General features: G+C 69.4%; 18 protein-coding genes. 11 read left to right on the top strand and 7 right to left on the bottom strand.

Annotated features, from left to right (window positions below):
* Window positions 1-69: 69 nt before the first annotated feature.
* Window positions 70-708 (bottom strand): pyridoxamine 5'-phosphate oxidase family protein, encoded by a 639-nt coding sequence (locus ACGFJ2_RS12615; protein WP_357956063.1) that lies wholly within the window; start codon window positions 706-708, stop codon window positions 70-72.
* 71 nt (window positions 709-779) lie between these two features.
* Here ACGFJ2_RS12615 and ACGFJ2_RS12610 point away from each other — a divergent pair, with 71 nt between their 5' ends.
* On the top strand, window positions 780-2,165 hold the full coding sequence (locus tag ACGFJ2_RS12610) for a PLP-dependent aminotransferase family protein (RefSeq protein WP_393467533.1): 1,386 nt from the start codon (window positions 780-782) through the stop codon (window positions 2,163-2,165).
* Between the two features lie 45 nt (window positions 2,166-2,210).
* On the opposite strand, the gene ACGFJ2_RS12605 is transcribed toward ACGFJ2_RS12610, so the two are convergent.
* On the bottom strand, window positions 2,211-3,317 hold the full coding sequence (locus ACGFJ2_RS12605; RefSeq protein ID WP_358178196.1) for a DegT/DnrJ/EryC1/StrS family aminotransferase: 1,107 nt from the start codon (window positions 3,315-3,317) through the stop codon (window positions 2,211-2,213).
* Window positions 3,314-4,396: a GNAT family N-acetyltransferase gene (locus ACGFJ2_RS12600; RefSeq protein ID WP_357956056.1), complete on the bottom strand. Its 1,083-nt coding sequence runs from the start codon at window positions 4,394-4,396 to the stop codon at window positions 3,314-3,316. Before ACGFJ2_RS12600 ends, ACGFJ2_RS12605 begins: the two co-directional genes overlap by 4 nt.
* 153 nt (window positions 4,397-4,549) lie before the next feature.
* Between ACGFJ2_RS12600 and ACGFJ2_RS12595 the strand changes: the two genes are divergently transcribed.
* The 9 genes from ACGFJ2_RS12595 (at window position 4,550) to ACGFJ2_RS12555 (ending at window position 14,594) form a co-directional block, all read left to right on the top strand.
* Window positions 4,550-5,590: a phosphotransferase family protein gene (locus ACGFJ2_RS12595; RefSeq protein ID WP_358178194.1), complete on the top strand. Its 1,041-nt coding sequence runs from the start codon at window positions 4,550-4,552 to the stop codon at window positions 5,588-5,590.
* Between the two features lie 53 nt (window positions 5,591-5,643).
* Window positions 5,644-6,393 carry an SDR family oxidoreductase gene (locus tag ACGFJ2_RS12590; RefSeq protein WP_358178192.1) on the top strand — a complete coding sequence of 250 codons (750 nt, stop codon included), beginning with the start codon at window positions 5,644-5,646 and terminating at the stop codon, window positions 6,391-6,393.
* 94 nt (window positions 6,394-6,487) lie between these two features.
* Window positions 6,488-7,873 (top strand): xylan 1,4-beta-xylosidase, encoded by a 1,386-nt coding sequence (locus ACGFJ2_RS12585; RefSeq protein WP_393467529.1) that lies wholly within the window; start codon window positions 6,488-6,490, stop codon window positions 7,871-7,873.
* Window positions 7,874-8,301: 428 nt separating this feature from the next.
* Window positions 8,302-10,179 (top strand): ABC transporter ATP-binding protein, encoded by a 1,878-nt coding sequence (locus ACGFJ2_RS12580; RefSeq protein ID WP_357956332.1) that lies wholly within the window; start codon window positions 8,302-8,304, stop codon window positions 10,177-10,179.
* A gap of 394 nt (window positions 10,180-10,573) precedes the next feature.
* Window positions 10,574-11,938 carry an ATP-binding protein gene (locus ACGFJ2_RS12575; RefSeq protein ID WP_393467527.1) on the top strand — a complete coding sequence of 455 codons (1,365 nt, stop codon included), beginning with the start codon at window positions 10,574-10,576 and terminating at the stop codon, window positions 11,936-11,938.
* A gap of 65 nt (window positions 11,939-12,003) precedes the next feature.
* Window positions 12,004-12,423, top strand: coding sequence for a roadblock/LC7 domain-containing protein (locus ACGFJ2_RS12570; RefSeq protein WP_357956044.1), 420 nt, complete (start codon window positions 12,004-12,006; stop codon window positions 12,421-12,423).
* Entirely contained in the window at window positions 12,420-12,779 is a 360-nt protein-coding gene (locus ACGFJ2_RS12565; protein ID WP_357956041.1) for a DUF742 domain-containing protein, read from the top strand. The genes ACGFJ2_RS12570 and ACGFJ2_RS12565 overlap by 4 nt, the downstream gene beginning before the upstream one ends.
* Before the next feature lie 31 nt (window positions 12,780-12,810).
* Window positions 12,811-13,368, top strand: coding sequence for an ATP/GTP-binding protein (locus ACGFJ2_RS12560; RefSeq protein ID WP_357956039.1), 558 nt, complete (start codon window positions 12,811-12,813; stop codon window positions 13,366-13,368).
* Window positions 13,365-14,594 carry a cytochrome P450 gene (locus ACGFJ2_RS12555; RefSeq protein WP_357956036.1) on the top strand — a complete coding sequence of 410 codons (1,230 nt, stop codon included), beginning with the start codon at window positions 13,365-13,367 and terminating at the stop codon, window positions 14,592-14,594. The genes ACGFJ2_RS12560 and ACGFJ2_RS12555 overlap by 4 nt, the downstream gene beginning before the upstream one ends.
* Window positions 14,595-14,654: 60 nt before the next feature.
* Here the strand turns inward: ACGFJ2_RS12555 and ACGFJ2_RS12550 are convergent, their stop codons facing one another.
* From ACGFJ2_RS12550 to ACGFJ2_RS12540, 3 genes are all read right to left on the bottom strand, one after another.
* Entirely contained in the window at window positions 14,655-16,247 is a 1,593-nt protein-coding gene (locus tag ACGFJ2_RS12550; protein ID WP_393467524.1) for an alpha/beta hydrolase, read from the bottom strand.
* A 121-nt stretch (window positions 16,248-16,368) separates the two neighbouring features.
* Window positions 16,369-16,794, bottom strand: coding sequence for a nucleoside deaminase (locus tag ACGFJ2_RS12545; protein WP_358178182.1), 426 nt, complete (start codon window positions 16,792-16,794; stop codon window positions 16,369-16,371).
* An 11-nt stretch (window positions 16,795-16,805) separates the two neighbouring features.
* A complete protein-coding gene (locus ACGFJ2_RS12540; RefSeq protein WP_357956028.1) occupies window positions 16,806-17,660 on the bottom strand; it encodes an LLM class flavin-dependent oxidoreductase in 855 nt (284 codons plus the stop codon).
* Between the two features lie 93 nt (window positions 17,661-17,753).
* On the opposite strand from ACGFJ2_RS12540, the gene ACGFJ2_RS12535 reads away from it, so the two are divergent.
* Window positions 17,754-18,209, top strand: coding sequence for an Lrp/AsnC family transcriptional regulator (locus tag ACGFJ2_RS12535; RefSeq protein ID WP_363996319.1), 456 nt, complete (start codon window positions 17,754-17,756; stop codon window positions 18,207-18,209).
* On the opposite strand, the gene ACGFJ2_RS12530 is transcribed toward ACGFJ2_RS12535, so the two are convergent.
* Window positions 18,188-19,369: a DUF418 domain-containing protein gene (locus ACGFJ2_RS12530; protein ID WP_357956024.1), complete on the bottom strand. Its 1,182-nt coding sequence runs from the start codon at window positions 19,367-19,369 to the stop codon at window positions 18,188-18,190. The genes ACGFJ2_RS12535 and ACGFJ2_RS12530 overlap by 22 nt on opposite strands.
* Window positions 19,370-19,381 lie beyond the last annotated feature (12 nt).

Genomic DNA, 19,381 nt, shown 5'->3' with positions numbered 1-19,381 from the left:
AGTTGGGCCCACCTGATGAGACGTGTGATCAAGGAGAGAAGTTTGCCAGGTGGTTCCTGAATTATGGAACTACCTCCGGCCGCGGATGTGAACAGGTACATCGATACCTTCTGGGAGTGCCGTGTCCGGCAGGGGCTCTCCCCAGGACGTCACGAGCGGCAGAACCCCGGCCCAGATGGGCAGCTCGTAGTCCTCCTCCTCGTCCAGCGGACCGCCGCGCCGCATCTTCACCGACGCCTCTTCGAGCGACAGGGCCAGTACGGCCGTCGCGGCCAGCTCCTTGGGCGAGGGCTCCCTGACGTAGTCCCACTGGCCCGGCGCGAGCTGCTCGGACACGGCGCGGAGCCCGGCCAGCCGCTCTTCCGGGTCCGTCAGCAGCCGGGCGCGGCCGTAGATGATCGCGGAGCGGTAGTTGACGGAGTGGTGGAAGATCGACCGGGCCAGCACGATGCCGTCGAGGTGGGTGACGGTGACGCACACGTCCGTGCCCTCGCTCGCGCGCAGCGACCGCGCGCCGGTGGAGCCGTGCAGGTAGAGGGTCTCGCCCAGGCGCCCGTATCCGGTGGGCACCACCATGGGGTGGCCGTCGACCACCACACCCAGGTGGCAGATCAGCCCGGCGTCGAGCACCTCGTACAGGTCGTTCCTGTCGCTGCTGCCCCGGTCCTTCGAGCGGCCGAGCGTGGTGCGGGGTGTGGTGGAGAGCATGGGGCCACGGTAATGAGAAAGTGGACATAGCCTGTAGGGCCACTAATGACCGCTTCCCGGAGACCACTTTCGTGCGCACCCTCGTCGACCTGCCCGTATCCCTGTCCAGGGAGTCGGGTGTCCCGCTCTCGGCACAGCTCACCGGCTGGCTGCGCCAGGCCATGCTCGCCGGGACGCTCGCGCCGGGGGAGCGCCTGCCGTCCTCGCGCGGGCTCGCGGAGCAGCTCGGTGTGAGCAGGACCGTGGTCACGGAGGCGTACCAGCAGCTGTACGCGGAGGGGTGGCTGGAGGGGCGGCACGGCTCCGGCACGTTCGTGGCCGCGCTGGAGGCGTCACACCTGGCCGTCGAGCCGCCGGCCGCGCCGCAGCCGCCGCCGCGTCCATCGGCCGAGCGGATGATCGACCTGACTCCCGGCACTCCCTGGGTGCGCGACTACGACCACGCGGCCTGGAAGCGGGCCTGGCGCCGGGCCGCCGACCTGCCCCCTGGCGCACACCCGGACCCGTACGGCCTGCCGTACCTGCGCGAACTGCTCGCCGACCACCTGCGGCGGGCCAGGGCCGTGACGGTCGGCCCCGAGAACGTCCTGGTCACCAGGGGCACCGGCAACGGCCTCGACCTGTGCGCGCTCGCGCTGCTGCGTGAGGGCGGCCGGGCAGGCGTCGAGGATCCCGGCTATCACGTGGCGCGTACGGTGTTCGGGGCCAGGGGCGCGAAGGTCGTGCCGTGCCCCGTCGACGAGGAGGGCGTGATCGTCGAGGCGCTCCCCGACGACCTCCGCGTCCTCTACACCACGCCAGCCCACCAGTACCCGCTCGGCGGGCGCCTGCCGATCCCGCGCAGGGAACGGCTGCTCGCCTGGGCCAGGAGCACCGGCGCGATCATCGTGGAGGACGACTACGACGCCGAGTTCCGCTACGACGTCGCGCCGCTGCCCGCCCTCTACGGCCTCGACCCGTCGCGCGTCGTCCTGCTCGGCACGCTCTCGAAGACGCTCGCCCCCGACATCGGCGTCGGCTGGCTGGTGGGCTCGCCCGAGCTGCTCGACCGGATCGCCGCCATCCGTGTCTCGATGTCCGACCGCACCAGCGGCCCGGTCCAGCAGGCCGTCGCGACCCTCCTGGAGCGCGGCGACCTCGACCGCCACCTGCGCAGGATGCGCCTGGAGTACGCCCGCAGGCGCGGCGCGATCGTCGAGATCCTGGGCCCGGTGTGCCGCCTGCGCGGCGACACGGCCGGCCTGCACCTGGTGGCGGAGCTGCCGATAGAAACGGTCCCCGGGCTGGTCGCTTCCGCGCGGCGGCAAGGCGTGCTGCTCGACTCCACCGCCCGCCACCACTACGGCACCGAGCGCCTGCACGGCCTGGTGATCGGGTACGGTTCGGCCACGCTGGCCGAGGTCAGGCGCGGCTGCCGGACGGTGGCCGAGCTGATCCGCTCGGCCACCGGCGCGTAGCTCAGCCATCCGCGCGGAGCTCAGCTACCGGCGCGCGCGGCCGTCTCAGGCGGGCTCGAGCTCGCGCAGGATCGGCAGGGAGCGGGCGGCGTAGAGCGGGTCGACGGGCAGGGCGTGGCGGGCCCACCAGCGGGCCGGGGCCGGATCGGGGGAGGGGTCGGTGAAGGCGGGCGCGTAGTCGTCGTACGGCGGGTCGTAGAGGTAGCCCGTCACCACCCCACGCCGCTCCAGCGCGGCGATCGCCGCGTCCCGGTCGCGCACCAGCAGCGGCACCCGGAACAACGGCTGGCCGACCTGATCCTTTACGCCCGCCGCCACCGACGGCAGCTCCGCCAGCGAGCGCACCCCCGCCAACCGGCGGGCCCGCTCCCCGGGCACCTTGGCCAGCCGCCTCGACTGGTACCAGCGGGCGAGCGCCCCTCTCCGGGCGCGGTAGTCGTGCAGGTCGGCACGGACCCACGGATCGAACGGCGGCAGCGACGGCACCTGCTTCATGGCCGCCGCGAGCTCGTCGGCCCGTAGCGGGATGCGGTAGCCCTCGCGCGACTCCTCCATGCCCAGCAGGCGCGAGAGCCGGAGCGCGGGCCGGACCAGGTCGAGCCGGAGGGCGGCCTGGCGGGCCATCGAGGTGGTCACGGCCAGCAGTTCGGCGCGGAAGGCGCCCGGCTCCAGCAGCGCGTCGCGGGCCCGTTCGAGCGCGCGCAGGTCCGCCTGGCTCTCCACCGCGAGAACCCCACCCGAGCCCGCGCCCGGGTGCTTGGACAGGCTGAAGACTCCGGCCTGGCCGAACGTGCCGAGGGGGCGGCCGGCGACGCTGGTCTCCATGGCGTGGGCGACATCCTCGATCAGGATTTTTCCCGTGAAGGCGGACACGGTGTCCGGCAGGCCGTACAGGTTGGTGGTCAGGACGGCGTCCACCTGGCCGAGGTTGACACGGGTGGCGTCGATGTTGCCGTCACGGCGCGACAGCGGCGCGATCACCGGGCGCAGGCCCGCCGCCAGCACCAGGAAGAGGATCTCGTCGGCGGAGATCGGCGACATGAGCAGCCGCTGGCCCGGCGTGCACCAGTGACGCAGCGCGAGGTAGAGGCCGAGGCGGTTCGAGGGGAGCAGCAGGCAGTGACGCCCGGTGCGCTCGGCGATCCCCCTCACGACTGCAGGGCCGTGCGCAGTCGCCCGAACGTCTTCAGCGCCCGGTCGGCCGTCCTGTGCAGCAGCGGGTTGGCCAGCACGGTGGCCCGGGTCTTGCGCGCGGGCACCCGCAGCAGCCAGTGGACGGCCGAGGCGGCGCCGACCGTGGCGACCCGCCCCTCGGCCACCTGGAACTCGCCGTTCTTGAGCTTCTCCTTGTACTCCTTCTCGCCCCGGCCCATGTCGATCACCTGGATGCCGGAACCGGCGGCCTGCTCGGCCATCGCCAGGTGATGGATGAGGCCGGGGGAGTATTTGGCGTAGTGGGTGTCGTAGGCCGGGAACCAGCCCGCGAGCGTGGTGCGGGTGCGGAGACCGAAATGCCCGGCCATCGGCAGGTCGTTCACGTAGATCATGTCGAGCACCCCGGCGAAGCCCTCGGTCTGCGTGGCCAGCAGCCGCTCGACCAGCTCGACGATCCACTGCTGCGCGAACCGGTCGGTGCGCCCCGTGCGCCGGTATTGGTCGGTCTTCCAGCCGAGCAGCGTGTGCAGCGGCGCCGGGTCGGTGGTCGCGTAGTCGTGCCGGATCGGCCCGACGTCGCGCTGGAGCTTGCGCGACTTGGCCAGGGTCGTCTTGTACGTCTTGCCGGAGTGCAGGCGCAGGAACTCGGTGTAGGGGCCGTGCCCCTCACGCAGGTCGATGATCGGCGACGGGTGACGCTCGTGCCGCCCGGAGATCAGCGGCTGTCCCGCGACCAGGTGGTCGAACTCGTAGACCGACAGCCCGCACTGTTTGATCAACCGGCGTGGGTCGATCTCCAGGTCCTTGGCGTGGACCAGGCCCTGCGCGTCGGTGAGCCCGGCGGCCACCGGCTTGCCGATGCCCATCGGATGGCGCTCGAAGGGGAAGAACCCCACGATGTCGGGCCCGTCGTAGAGCACCGCGACGCGCACCATGTCGCGCAGCTCGCCGACCGTGATCGTGAACTCGGGAGACAGGAACGGATTGTCGAAGGCCGCGTGCCCCTCCTGGAGAGCCCGCCATCGGCTCAGCTCAGGTGCTCCCAGCTCGCTAGGGTGAGCAAGTGTGACGCGCATGGGCTCCTACGTTCGGCATACCTTCAGTTAGTTTGGAGGTAGCTGTGTATACCCAGGGTAAATGGTCTCGCATGATGGTCGTCTCCGCAGCTCCGGAACGTTACACAACTCTCAGCTAGCGTTCAGGACAGAGTGACGTTCTAATGTGTGTGCATGACCGTACCTGGGATTGACCGGCCCCGGCTGTTCGGCTGGATGGGCGCGAACGTGCCCGAGGCGGGCGAACCCCTGTCCGTCTCCCTGATCTCCGGCGGCAGGTCGAACCTCACGTACCTCATCGAGACCCGCGAACGCCGGGTGGTGCTGCGTCGCCCGCCCCTCGGTCACGTGCTGCCCACCGCGCACGACATGCGGCGCGAATGGCGGGTCATCTCCGCGCTCGCGGGAACGCCGGTCCCGGTGCCGGAGCCGGTCGCGTTCTGCGCCGACGAGGAGGTCATCGGAGCGCCGTTCTACCTGATGGGGTACGTGGACGGCCTGGCCGCCAGGACCCGCGAGCAGCTCGGCGAGCCCGCGCCCGCCGAGACGCGGCGGCTGGCGGAGCGACTGGCCGAGGTGCTGGCCGCCATCCACGCCGTCGACTACCAGGAGGTCGGGCTCGGCGACTTCGGCCGCCCGGACGGCTACCTGGCCAGACAGCTCGGCCGGTGGTGCCAGCAGTGGGACCGCTCGAAGACGGCCGACCTGCCGGAGTACGACCGTCTGGTCACGCGGTTGCGCGCGGGCATGCCGGCCCACTCGGCCAGCACGCTCGTGCACGGTGACTACCGCCTCGACAACACGCTCGTACGGCTGGCGCCCGGTCCGCCCGAGATCCTGGCCGTGGTCGACTGGGAGATGTCCACCCTCGGCGACCCGCTGGCCGACCTGGGGCTCACGCTCACCTACTGGCAGGACTCCGGTGACGAGGAGCGGGCGGGGATCCCGGTGGCCGGAGATGTGACGCTCACCCCCGGGTTCCTCAACGCCGCCGAGTTCGCCGCCCACTACACGAAGGTCTCCGGCCGTGACATCTCCGACCTTCCGTTCTACGTGGCGTTCGGGAACTTCAAGCTCGCGGTCATAGTCGAAGGTATCCACGCCCGTTTCCGGCAGGGTAAGACCGTGGGTGAGGGCTTCGAGAACATCGGCTCCGCCGTACCCGCGCTCATCGCCCGCGCGCACCGCATGCTGGACCAGCCCGTGAACCCCTGAGCGTGAACGCCGGACCCGTGAACCGCCCGAGCATGAGCCCCTGAGGAGCGCACATGAGCACTGTGGCACTGATCACCGGAGCGGCGAGCGGCATCGGCGCCGCGGTGGCACGGCGGCTGTCGGCGGGCGGGGCCAAGTGCGTCCTCCTCGACCTCGACGCCGAAGGGGCCGAGCGCCTGGCGAAGGAGGTCGGCGGCGTCTGGCTGGCCGGTGACGTCGGCACCGAGGAGGCTTCGCGGCAGGCCGTCGCGCTCGCCGAGGAGACCTACGGCCGGCTCGACCTGGTGCACCTCAACGCGGGGATCTCGGGCGGGGTGGACCTCGCGGCGTTCGACGTCGAGCGGTATCGCCAGGTCGTCGGAGTGAACATCGACGGGGTGGTCTTCGGCGTCGCCGCCTGCCTGCCGTCGCTCAAGCGCTCGGGCGGTGGCGCGATCGTGGTCACCTCGTCGCTGGCCGGGCTCGTCGGCTTCGCCGGTGACCCTGTGTACACGATGACCAAGCACGCCGTGGTGGGGCTCGTCAGGGCGCTGGCCGCGCCGCTGGCCAAGGAGCGGATCCGGATCGGCGCGGTCTGCCCGGGGTTCACGGACACGCCGCTGGTGGCGGGAGCGCGCGAGATGTTCGTCAACGCGGGGTTCCCGTTGCTGAGCGCCGCCGACGTCGCCGCGGCCGTCGAAAGCGCCTTCTACGCCGACGAACCCGGCACGCTCCTCATCGTGCAACCGGGGAGACAGCCAGTGCCGTACCGTTATGCGGGAGTCCCCGGACCGGCTGGAGGGCAGCGCCCGCCAGCCCCTTGATCGACCGCAAGTCCCTTGCAAGTACTGATATATACCGTGGGAAGGGCTGGGAGAGGCGTCCCGGCCCTTGTCTACGCGCGAGGGTGGAGGCACCATGATTCCCACCGATGGTAAACACGCACGCAGACGGCCGCCATGGCCGATCGCGCTGGGCGTCGGCATCCTCGCGGTCGCGCTCGTCGCGGCGATCATGGTGTACGCGGGCACACGAGGCGGCCCCCGCGACGAGTACAAGGGCGGCGAGATCGCCCAGACCCAGCCGAGTGAGCCGCCGCCCACACTGGAGCAGCCGCCGGCCCTGGACGACTGGCCGCGCTGGGGCGTCACCCACACCCAGTACAGCGCCGACAACGTGCCCCGCGAGATCACCGAGCGGGCCAAGAACATCCTCGGCCGCGTCCCCATGGTGCAGAACCAGCACATCATGGGCTGGGGCGTGGGCAACCCGGAGCCGAGCCCGGACCAGTACAACTTACGGGACCTCGACCGGCGGCTGAAGCTCATGGCCTCCTCGCGGGCCGTCCCGGTCATCACGCTGTGCTGCGCGCCCGACTGGATGAAGGGCGGTCAGGCCGGTCGTACGGACTGGTCCAAGAACCACACGGTCGCCCCCAAGCGTGAGCATTTCGACGATTACGCCAAGCTCGCCGCGCGGATCGCCAGGCAGTATCCGACGGTGAAGTACTTCATGGTGTGGAACGAGTTCAAGGGCTTCTGGAACGCCTCCACGAACCGCTGGGACGCCGAGGGCTATACCGAGCTGTACAACAAGGTCTACGCGGCGCTGAAGAAGGTGAACGGCGACATCCAGGTCGGCGGCCCGTACATCCCGGTCGAGACCAACTCCGGCAGCGGCCCCTCCGAGCTCAGCGGCCCCTGGGGCACGGTCGACCAGCGCGCGCTCGACGCGATCGAATACTGGATCGAGCACAAGAAGGGCGCCGACTTCATCGTGGTCGACGGCGCCTCGATGACCAACGACAAGGCCAACGTCCCGGACGACTTCGCGGCCCAGGCCAAGTTCGGCGCGGTCACCGCCTGGCTCAGGCAGAAGAGCAACGACATGCCGGTGTGGTGGGCCGAGTGGTACGTCGAGCCCACCAACTCCGGCTGGAGCGAGGACAAGCGCACCGCCGTACAGGCCACGACGCTGATGGAGTTCGCCAAGAGCGGTGTGACGACGGCGCTCTACTGGAACCCGGAGCAGAAGGACGGGACGGAGTGCCCCGGCTGCCTCTGGTCGTCCGGCACGGGCCAGGAGCTGCCGATGGCGGGGCTGCTGAGCGGGTTCGCGAAGTGGTTCCCCGCCGGGGTGAAACTGGATGCCGTCACCACCTCCGACCAGCGCATCAAGACGCTGGGGCAGGAGCGGCAGATGGTCATGGTCAACACGGCCGACACGAGCGTCACCGCCACCGTGGACGGCAAGCGGGTGACCTTGAAACCGTACGAGATCCAGTGGGCGGGACGCGGCGCCTGAGGCCGGTCAAGGGCTCTGTTCGTCTGCTCGGACGGACGGGCGGAGCCCTTCTCTCACCATTCTTCGGAACAATCATTGCCGTCCCCCGGAATTCCATTGCCCAGGGCGACTTGCGGTGGACGGAAAAACGTCAAACCGCTTTTCCACTTCTGTGGTGATCGAGGCGTCGGCTTGGGTTTGGCCAGGTCCCAGCGGGGTTCTGGTATGGGGCGGGATGTGCGCGCTTTAGCGGTGATTTACATATCACACACGCGCAGATCTTTTCCATGAGCACCGGTCAAATCCGATCAAAGAACGCCCCCAAGCCCTGATTTTTCACCATTTGGGTGCTAGCGTCCTATTTTGAAAGCCGAAATAGTGCTACTGGCACAGGGGGGAATCATGACTCTCGGTAAGCTCTTCCCGGCTCACCGTAGCGACTGGTGGGGATGGGGCCGTCGCGGTTGTGGTCGACGTCGCTGGTGGGGTGGATGCGGCGGCGGCTGCGGTGGCGGCTGGCGCAGGCGGTGGTGGTGGTAGAAGAGGTGCCACCTGAGAGCCGTCGGGTTACCCAACGGCTCTCACTCTCCGCTCAGCCCCTGGCGCCGACGGTGTCCATCCGGAACACCTTCCGGGAGTTCTGGCCGGACACTCGTGGCGTCAGGGCGCTGTTCGCGGCCGGGGTCGTTTTCGCGATCTTGGCCGCTCTGTGTGAGGTCGCCGCGATCGCCCTGTTCGGCTACATCACCGACAAGGTCCTCAGCGAACGGGACCTGGGCGCCTTCTGGGCCCCCGCGGCCGCCTGGCTCGGCCTGGCGGTTCTGGCCGGTCTCGTCTCCTTCGCCGGCGCGTACATCACCGCCGCGGGCGCGGAACGCTTCCTCCTCAAGCTCCGCGACCGCGTCTTCGGCCACGTCCAGACCCTCACACCCGACTTCTTCGAGAACCGCCGCACGGGCGACCTGATGGCCCGGCTCACCGACGACATCGAGGCCATCGAGGAGCTCGTCGGCTCCGGCCTGGTCAAGATGTTCACCACCGTGGCCAGCGTGATCTTCTTCGCCGGCGCGGCGTTCATTATCAGATGGGACCTGGCGCTGGTCACGTTCGCGCTGATCCCGGCGTTCCTGGTGGTCTCCAAGGTCTTCGCGTCCCGGTTCAGGAACGCGGCGGCCCGCGAGCGGACCAGCAACGGCTCCATGAACAGCGTCATCGAGGAGAGCCTGTCCAACCAGTCGCTCGTCCAGGCCTACAACCAGCAGGAGACCGAGGCCAGGCACCTGCACCGCGAAGGTCGCACCTGGTTGCGCGCGAACCTGTCCCAGGCGTGGCTCTCCGGCCTCTACGGCCCCGCCGTACAGGTGCTGGAGACCATCTGCCTGATCGTCATCCTGGGCTTCGGCGCCTGGGAGATCACCCAAGACCGCCTCACGCTCGGTGGCCTGCTCGCCTTCGCGGCCTACCTCGCCTATCTCTATCCCGCCGTCCAGGGTCTGGGCCAGCTGGCCCTCACCGTCTCGGAGGCCGCCGCCGGTTCGGACCGCGTCATGGAGGTCCTCTCCGTACGCCCGTCCGTCGTCGACCGTCCTACCGCCGTGCCGGTGGTCGGGCGCAGCAAGGGGCGGATCGAGTTCTCGCGGGTCGGCTTCACCTATCCCAAGCGGATCAGGGCGACGCTGCGCGAGCTGTCGTTCGTGATCGAACCGGGGGAACTCGTCGTCTGCACCGGAGCCAGCGGTGCGGGCAAGTCCACGCTCGCCAAGCTGCTCCTGCGTTTCTACGACCCGAACACCGGCCGCATCCTCCTGGACGGGGTGGACCTGCGCGACCTGACCCGATCGTCACTGCGCGACACCATCACGCTCCTGCACCAGGAGAACCTCCTGTTCTCCGGCACGGTGCGTGACAACATCGCCTACGGCTCTCCGGGCGCCGACGACGCCGCCGTGATTCTGGCGGCCGAGCTGGCCGACGTACACGATTTCATCCAGACCTTGCCCCAGAAGTACGACACGCCCATCGGTCAGCGGGGCCGCCTCATGTCAGGCGGCCAGCGCCAGCGCCTCGCCATCGCCCGCGCGATCCTGCGTGACACGCCGGTGCTGGTGCTGGACGAGCCGATGACCGGGCTGGACGTGGTCACGGCCGAGCGGGTGATGGTGCCGTTGCGCCGGTTGATGGAGGGGCGGACGACGCTGCTCATCACCCACGACCTGCGGCATGTGCCGGAAGGGGTGCGGCGGATCGACCTGGAACCGGTACGACGTTCGGATCGGATCCGGCTCCGGCCGAAACGAAGTGACCTCGGGGTGCATGGCGCGTACTGACCTGACAATTCACCGGCCTGGGCGGGGAACCGCCCAGGCCCTGTCATGTGAACGCCACCCTCATCCCGGCCAACTGTGCCATGATCAACAACGCTGCGGATGTCGAAGCGCGACCGCCACTCAGTAGCCGGGAGCCTACTGATCCGGCATACTCCACACCCAGCAAGATCTGTTGTCAGATCCGGCGCCCATGCTCAAGGAGTTCGACTATTGGGCAGGGCAGGCGACAATGGCCGCAATTGGTGACCAAGTGCCCACGTAAAGCGAAGATTCCCCTACAATCCGATCAAGACTTCCAGGCCGTATGTTTCTGACCTCCGACGAGGACTTGATGTCAGCAACTCACATACCTGTTCACCGTCGGGCCCTGCTCGTACCGCTTGGCGTCGCCGTCGTGGCCGGCGTCGCGTGCGTATGGGCCGTGGCCGAGGCGCCGGTCGAGGGGCGGACGCTCGTGGCCTGGTGCCTGGGCATAGCCGCCCTGCTGCTGTGCGCCGCCATCACCTATGGCTTGTACGGCCGGCAGCAGGCGAGCCTGCTGCGTGACCGGCTCGCCATGAGGGAGGCGGACCTCGCCCAACTGGCCGACCACACACTGCCCGCGCTGGTGAAGAGGTTGCGTGACGGGGCATCGGTCGACACCGCGCTCGCCGAGGTGCCCAGGCCCGCCGACCTGGCTCAGCAGCGCATCCTGTGGACGCTGGCGCAGGAGGTCGGCAGAGGAGACCGGATGCGCGCGGCCGCGATGTCGGCCTGCGCCAACGCCGCCGGCCGGGTGCAGGCACTGGCCACCAGCATGCTGGCCGATCTGCGGGAGATGGAGGACCGGCATGATGAGAAGGTCCTCGGGGACCTGCTGAGGCTGGACCACAGCACCGCCCAGGCGGGCCGGCTGGCCGACAGCATCGCCGTGCTGACCGGTTCGCGTTCCGGGCGGCGCTGGACCAAGCCGATCGTGATGGAGAGCATCATGCGCGGCGCGGTGGGCCGGATCAGCGCCTACCAGCGGGTTCGGGTGCACTCGGCCAGCACCGTCGCGATCGCCGGGCACGCCGCCGAGGGCGTCATGCACGCCCTCGCGGAGCTGATGGACAACGCCACCAGCTTCTCGCCTCCCTCCGAGGAGGTGCACGTGTACGTCGAAGAGGTGAGCACCGGCATCGTGATCACCATCGAGGACTGCGGTCTGGTCATGAGCCCCGTCGCGCTGGCCCGCGCGCGGCAGGCCGTCTCGTCCGAGCCCCTGGACCTGACGACGCTCTCCGGTACGCGCCTGGGCCTGGCGGTCGTGGGCTGCCTGGCCCGCAAGCACGGTCTGACCGTCTCCTTCAGGCCGTCCTCACGCGGGGGCACCGGAGTGGTGGTCATGATCCCGCAGAAACTGGTCACCCAGCCCGCGCCGGCTCCCCAGGTGGAGGCCCCGCGTAGGCCGAGCGTCCCGGCCGCCCGCCGGGCCACCTCGGCCCCCGTCCCCGCGCCGGCCGACCCCGCGAAGGCCGACCCCGTCGCGGATGGCGAGCTGCCCAGGCGACGGCGCGGTCAGACGCTCGCGGCGGCGACGTCCGCGGCTCCCGTGCCCGAGCAGGCTCCGGCGCGGCCCAGGCCGTCCCTCTCCGAGGCCGGAGCGAGATTCAGCGCTTTCCGCCAGGCCAGCCGTGGGGCCGGCGCCGGCGCCGGCGCCGCCGCGGCGGGCCAGGAAGTGGAACACCCGCAAGCAGAGGGCCCGGCAGCAGAAGGCCCGAAAGACGACACCCGGTGACCAACTTACAGATTGGAGGGAGGGCTGCTCGTCCGGCGACGCCGGATGACCGTCCCAGACTCTCGATGAGAACCTCAGACCGCGACCTCGCCTGGCTGCTGGAGAACCTCCTGGAGAGGACACCGCAGACCCGGCACGTCTTGGTGCTGTCGAAGGACGGCCTCAAGCTCTCCCACACCCACGGGTTGTCGGTGGACCGGGCCGATCAACTGGCCGCCATCGCCTCGGGCATCCAGAGCCTGGCCCACGGGGCGTCGATGGAGTTCGGCGACGGTTCCGGCGGGCTGCGGCAGTCCATGACGGAGTTCCACGGCGGGCTGCTGTTCATCGTGGAAGCGGGAGAAGGTGCCCATCTCGCCGTCATAGCGAGCGACGACGCCGACCCCGGCATCATCGGCCACAACATGAACGAACTGGTCGAGCAGCTCGGGGAGTATCTGACCGCCCCGCCGCGCGAACCTCAGCAGAGCAGCCGCTCGCTATGATCTCGCGGCGAGTGGCCAGCGAGAACCCGGATCGGCTGTACACGGTCACCGGGGGGCGCAGTCGCGCGGACGAGAGTGCCATGGACGTGGTCACGCTGATCGTGAGCGAATGCGATCCGACCCCCGGCATGCAGTCCGAGCACGTCAAGATCCTCCAGATGTGCCGCCAGCCGATGGCGGTCGTGGAGATCTCCTCGGAGCTGAGACTGCCCGTCAGCGTCGTACGGATCCTGCTGTGCGACCTGCTGGACACCGGACGCATCACCGCCCGCCATCCGCCCAAGGCTCCCGCCAAGGCGCAACTGCCCGATCCCGAAATCCTGGAGCAGGTGCTTGTTGGACTTCAGAACCTCTGACCCACCCGGCCGTACACCGCTACAGAGCACGATGACCACCGGTCTCAAGATCGTGGTCGTCGGCGGGTTCGGCGTGGGCAAGACGACCATGGTCCGCTCGGTCAGCGAGATCCGGCCGCTGAGCACCGAAGAGACGATGACCCAGGCAGGCATGGGGATCGACGACGCGAGCGGCGTACAGACCAAGACCACGACCACGGTGGCCTTCGACTTCGGCCGCATCAGCCTGAACGAGCAGATGGTGCTCTACCTGTTCGGGGCGCCCGGCCAGGACCGGTTCTGGTTCCTGTGGGACCGGCTGTTCTCCGGAACGCTGGGAGCGGTCGTCCTGGTGGACGCCCGCCGCCTGGCCGACTCGTGGTACGCCATCGACCGGCTCGAACACCACGGAATGCCGTTCATCGTCGCGCGCAACAACTTCGACGAGCCGACGCACCCCCTGGAGAAGATCCGGGAGGCGCTGGACCTGTCCGAAGAGGTTCCGCTGATCGACTGTGACGCCCGTCAACGTGACTCGAGCAAGGCCGTGCTGATCGCCCTCGTCAACCACCTCCACGCGATGTCCTCCGCCCAGGGGGTTACCCGATGACCGATACCCACTACACACCCGAGCCCATCCGGATGTACGGGCCCCAGTTCCAGGAGGATCCGGAGCAGCTGTACCGGGACATGCGCAAGCTGCACGGGCCCGTCGTCCCGGTCCTGATGGAGGGCGATATTCCCGCCTGGCTGGTGGTCGGCTACCGCGAGCTGCGCTACGTCCTGAGCAATCCGCAGCTCTTCGGCCGAGACTCCCGCCGGTGGAACGCCTGGGACCGCATCCCGCCGGACTGGCCGCTGATGGCGTTCGTCGGCTACCAGCCGTCCATTCTGTTCACCGAAGGCGCCGAGCATCAGCGGCGGGCCGGCGCCCTCAGCGACGCCCTCGCCTCCGTCGACCAGTTCGAGCTGAGATCGCAGTGCGAGAAGGTCGCCGACAGCCTGATCGACGCGTTCACCGGCCACGGCCGGGCCGACCTGATCGCGCAGTACTCTCAGCCGATGCCGCTGCTGTCCATGGTCACGATGTTCGGGTTGCCGGAGGCGGAGACGCCCCGCATCGTGGCCGACGTGACCATGGTGCTGAACGTCGGCCCGGAAAGCGCGGAGGCGTACGGGCGAGTCACGACCGCGATGCAGCGGCTGATCGCCACCAAACGCGAGCGCCCCGGCCCGGACCTGCCCTCACGCCTGCTGGCCCATCCCGCGGGGCTCAGTGATGAGGAGATCGTCCAGGACCTGGTCGTGCTGTTGAGCGGGGGCCAGGAACCGACCGCCAACTGGATCGGTAACACCCTGCGGTTGATGCTGACCGACGAACGGTTCGCCGTGACCCTGTCGGGCGGCCGCCGCAGCGCCAGCCAGGCCCTGAACGAGGTCATGTGGGAGGACTCGCCCGCCCAGAACAGCCTGGGCCGCTGGGCGGCGCACGACACGCAGCTGGGCGGGCAGCGCATCCGAGCCGGGGACGCGCTCATCATCGGTCTCGCCGCCGCGAACGCCGACCCGCAGGTGCGGCCCGACTCCTACGGCGGCTCCGCCGGCAACCACGCGCACATGTCCTTCGGCCACGGCGAGCACGGCTGCCCGCACCCGGCGCCGGAGCTCGCCGAGGTCATCGCCTACACGGCCGTCGAGGTGCTGCTGGACCGGCTCCCGGACATGGGGCTGGCGGTGCCCGCCGACCAGCTCGTCTGGCGGCCGTCCTTCCGGCTGCGCGCCCTGACCACCCTGCCGGTCGAGTTCACGCCCGGCTACCTCAGGGGACCCGGCTAGGACCGCTGAAGTGGTGTGTCCCCTGACACGTCAGGGGACACACGACCGGTCAGCTCGCCGTCAGTGGACCGGGCGGCCCGTGATGGACCGCGGGGAGTCCTGCGGGGCCAGCGTCGTCGCGGGTGGTTCCGTCGGGAACTGCGTGGCGCAGTGCGTTCCCGGCGCGGGCAGGGTGCGGTTGATCAGGTACTTCTCGATGTAGTCGCGCGCACAGGTGCTGTTGCGGAACTGGCCGTGGCCGACGCCGTCGTACTCCAGTACGACCGAGCGCGGGATCTGCCGTGCGGCGGCGTAATTCCAGGCCGCGGGGGTGGCCACGTCATCCTTCGCCTTGATGACCAGGATCGGCGGAGTGCCGCTGATCTTGAGGCGATGCTGCGGGTTGGACGTCTTGCCCTGCCAGTTGAGGCAGCTCATGACGTCGGTCCAGAACGGGGAGAGCTCCGTGTGCGGGGCGATGGCCTTGAGACGGCGCTTGTAGGCGTCGAGTTCGGCGAAGCTTCTGATGTTCCACTTCCAGTCGGAGCACCAGATGACCGGGTAGGCGTAGTTGACGCCCTCGGCGGTCGACGTCGAAGCCTCTGCCGAGGCCCTGGCCGTCGATTTCGCCTCCGCCGATTCCGCGGCCACCGGCTTGTCCGCGACCTGCTGCTCCGCCTGGCCGACCGCCAGCGCCTTCAGCCGCTCGGCCAGCGGGAAGAAGCCCGTCGACGGCTTGTACATCGGCTCGAACACCTCGATCCGAAGCTCCTCGTCCGAGATCACGGCGCCGGTCTCCGGGTCCTTCAGGGTGCCGGCCCTGGCCTTGGCCAGCAGGCCGTCCAGGACCGCCGTGGCGTCCTGGCCGTGCAGCGCGCAGGCCGCCGTCTCGCCGCACCACTTCGCGAACGCCAGGTAGGAGCCTTCGAGGTCCTCGGTGGCGGTCTTCATGTACTGGTAGGCCGAGGTGATGCTGTGGTCCATGTTGGAGTCGATGGCCATCGCGCGCAGGTTCTTCGGGAACATCTCGGCATACCCCTGGCCGACCTGCGTGCCGTAGGAGATCGCGAAGAAGCTGATCTGGCGCTCGCCGAGCGCCGCGCGGATCGAGTCCACGTCGCGCACCACGTTGGTGGTGCCGACGTGGTCGAACAGCGGGCCCGTGCGCTCGCGGCAGTCCTTCGACAGCTTGGCGTTGAAGGCCAGCCAGTTCTGATACTCCGCCTCGTTGGCCGGATAGGTGAGCGGGGTCTCGTTGACCACGTCCTCGCCGCACAGAATGGGCGTGCTGCGGCCGACGCCGCGGGGGTCCACGCTGACGATGTCGAAGTACTGGCGCAGCGGGCTGTCGTCGGGGATGCCGCGGCCCATGATGTACGCGTTGAGGCCGGATCCACCGGGACCGCCCGGATGCACGAACAACACGCCCTGCCGCTTGGCCGGGTCGAGCGCCTTCAACCGGCCGATGGCCAGGTCGATCTTCGCGCCATCGGGCTTCGCGTAGTCCATCGGCACCTTGATGGTCGCGCACTCGCCCTTGTACGTGGTGCCACATTCCGCCCAATCGATCGCGGTCGATGGGGCTGCCTGCGCTGTCTGGGCTGATGCCGCTCCGGCGAGCTGGGTCATCAGCGCGGCACCGGCCAGTGCCGCGGTGAACAGTCGTAACCTCACTGTCTATCCTTCCCCATGCATCAAGCGGGCACATCGGCGCCGATGTGCCCGCTTTGATCATCCTGGCGGACGACAGTGTGGTTTGCGGGGCTTTACTGGGCTTGTTGATGAAATATGAGCACTAGACGTAGTAGCCCTCGACCGGGGCCCGAGCCTCCTCGTACAGTGCCGGTCCGTCGAGTCGCGCCCCGGTGTTCCCGGCGGGTGGCTTGAGGCCGCCGAGCTGTTCGGTGGACAGCGCGAACACCACCCGCCCGAGCCCCGACCGCTCGATGGCGCCCGTGCACATGCCGCAGGGCTGGCAGCTGGTGTACATGACGGTGGTCGCCGCGGCCTCGGGGCTGAGCTCACGGGCCGCCCAGCGGGCCAGCTTCAGCTCGGGGTGCGCGGTGATGTCACCATCGCTGATGGAGGTGTTGACGTCCTCGGCGAGCACGCTGCCGTCCGGCCCCACCAGGAGCGATCCGAAGGGCGGGTTGCCCGCCGCCCGCGCCTTGGCGGCCAGCCCGATGGCCCGGCGCAGGAACTGCTCGTCGTCGTGTGTCATGGTCGCTCCGTTCATAGGTGGTTCGCGTGAAGGTCCCAGGAGGCGGCTACGGCCGCGAGGGCGTGCCAGGCCACCTCGGGGTGGCACGTCTCCTGCGGGTCGCCGTCGAAGGGGTCGAGGACGACGGTGTCCGCGCCCAGGAGGCGTAGCTGTTCGAGGTCGTCCACGATCTGTTCGATCGTGCCCTCACCGGCGCGCCGCTCGGGATCGGTGATCGGTGACGTGGTGAGCCTGAGGATGATGCGGGGTGCCTGGGCGGGCATCGGGCGGCCCTGCTCGTCGGCGAGGGACTTGAGCCGGCCGAAGGCCTCGCGCAGCCAGGGCAGGGTGCTGCGCAGCGGGTGCCAGGTCTCGCCGAGGCGCACCGCGCGGCGCAGGCCGGCGTCGCTGTTGCCGCCGATCCAGATCGGCACCGGCCCGCCGCGGTAGTCCGCGCCGTCCGCCCAGGCGGCGCGCAGCGCGTCGAGGTATTCGTCGGTCAGCGCCCCGCGCCGGTGGAACGGCATGCCGAGCGCCTCGAACTCCTGCCGCGCCCACCCCACGCCCACGCCGAGGACCAGCCGCCCGCCGCTGAGGTCGTTGAGGTTGGCGGCCATCCGGGCGACGAGCAGCGGATGCCGGTACGGCATGATCAGCACCGTGGTCCCGAGCCTGATCCGCTCGGTGATGCCCGCCAGCCAGGCCAGCGTGGTGAAGGGCTCGTAGAACGGGGCCGGATACTGCTGGGCCACGTCCGGTGTCACTACCACGTGGTCCGACAGCATCAGCAGGTCGTAGCCGAGGCCTTCCACCGTCCGCGCCCAACGGCGCAGCACGTCGGGGTTGGTGCCTGGTCCGAAGTTCGGGACGTTCACGCCTATTCGCACCCGTGCAGGCTAGCTAATGGGTCATAGCGGTAGGAAGGGAGTTCTCCCTGCGCACGGGACGATTGGCCGGGGAATTGCCGGTATTTTGGGCCGATGACCGAGAGCCTTGACGCGACGGACTGGGCGATCATCGCTGAGCTCCAGAGAGACGGGCGCGTCGCGCTCACCGAGCTGGGGCGGCGGGTCAACCTCAGCTCCTCCGCGACGACCGAGCGGGTCAAGCGGCTGGAGGCGGCCGGCGTCATCACCGGCTATCGAGCCGAGGTCGATCTGGAGAAGGTCGGCTACGCCGTGCTCGCCGTGGTGCGGCTCAAGTATCCAGGCAGTCGGCACGAGCCACTGCATCGGCTGCTCGGTGAGCGCTCCGAGATCCTCGAATGCCTGCGGACCACCGGCGACGACTGCTACCTGCTGAAGGTGGCCGCGGCCTCCATGGCCCATCTCGAACGGGTCGTCGACGAGCTCGCCCAGTTCGGCAGCACCACCACCAACCTGGTCTACAGCCGGACGCTGCCCTATCGGGGGCCTCAGGCGCGCGCCGACTTCTGATGAGCGCCCCGCTGGCCCGGCCGGCTCCAGTACGTCACGGCGCGGAGCAGCCATTCCACCGGCCCGTACCGGTGCCCACGCAGCCACCAATGGCTGAGGAAGACCTGCGCGACGAAGACGACCAGCGCGATCACCACCTCCACCGGTGGGCTGACGCGGTCCACGAGCGCCAGGCCGTACCCCGTGAAAATCAGTGAGCAGATGAGGGACTGCCCCAGATAGTTGGACAGCGCCATCCGGCCCGGCGCCGCCAGCGCCCGTCCGATGCGCGGCAGGTGGGGCAGGAGTCGCAGGAACGTCGCCGCGTAGGCGGCGGCGAGCAGGGGAGCCGTGACCAGGTCCACGGCCTCGCCGAGGAACTTGTTCACGCTGCCGTGCCAGGCCGACAGCGTGTAGACGAACGCGCCACCCAGCCCGACGGTGAACCCGAGCCACTGCAGCCGGCGGAGCGTGGCCGTGTGCGCGGACACGTCGCGCAGCACGCCCAGCTTGCCGACCGCCAGACCGATCAGGCAGGCGGCCAGTACGGCCGGACCCTGGAAGAGCACGCGCAGCACGACGATGAGGGAGAGCTTGCGCAGGTGCTCGCCGATGATCTGGAAGCCCGAGCCGCGCAGGGCCGTGTCGGAGTGCACCGCCTCCGCCACCCCGTGCGAGACCGTCCCGGCCGTGTCCAGACCGACCATCGCGAGGACGGCCAGCAGCACGAAGCCCAGGGCCAGCATGGAGGTCAAGGCGATGGCGAGCATGACCGCGGTCTTGGGCGAGACCTTGCGGAGCAGCAGCAGGGCCAGGCCGACCGCGGCGTAGGTGGTGAGGATGTCACCCGGGAACAGCAGCACCGCGTGGGCCAGCCCGATCAGGAACAGCCCGGCCAGGCGGCGCAGGAACATCGGCACGAACGCCTTGCCCCGCCGTACGGCCGAGTCGACCTGCAGCGTGAAGCTGTAGCCGAACAGGAAGGAGAACAATAAGTAGAACTTGTTCTCCATGAACAAGGTCACGGTCCACCGCACCGCCCAGTCGAGCGGTGAGATGAACGCGGGCTCCGCCATCCCGGCCATCCGGTAGCCGGACGCCAGAAAAGCGATGTTCACGACGAGGATGCCGAGCAGCGAGAAGCCGCGCAGGGCATCGACCGAAGTGATGCGTGTAACCATGGATCGCCCAGG

This window comes from Nonomuraea sp. NPDC049028, from assembly GCF_043197735.1.
In the GTDB taxonomy this organism is placed as follows: Bacteria; Actinomycetota; Actinomycetes; order Streptosporangiales; family Streptosporangiaceae; genus Nonomuraea.
The sequence above is the reverse complement of the archived record's forward strand: the minus strand, read 5'-3'. Positions and strand labels throughout refer to the sequence as shown.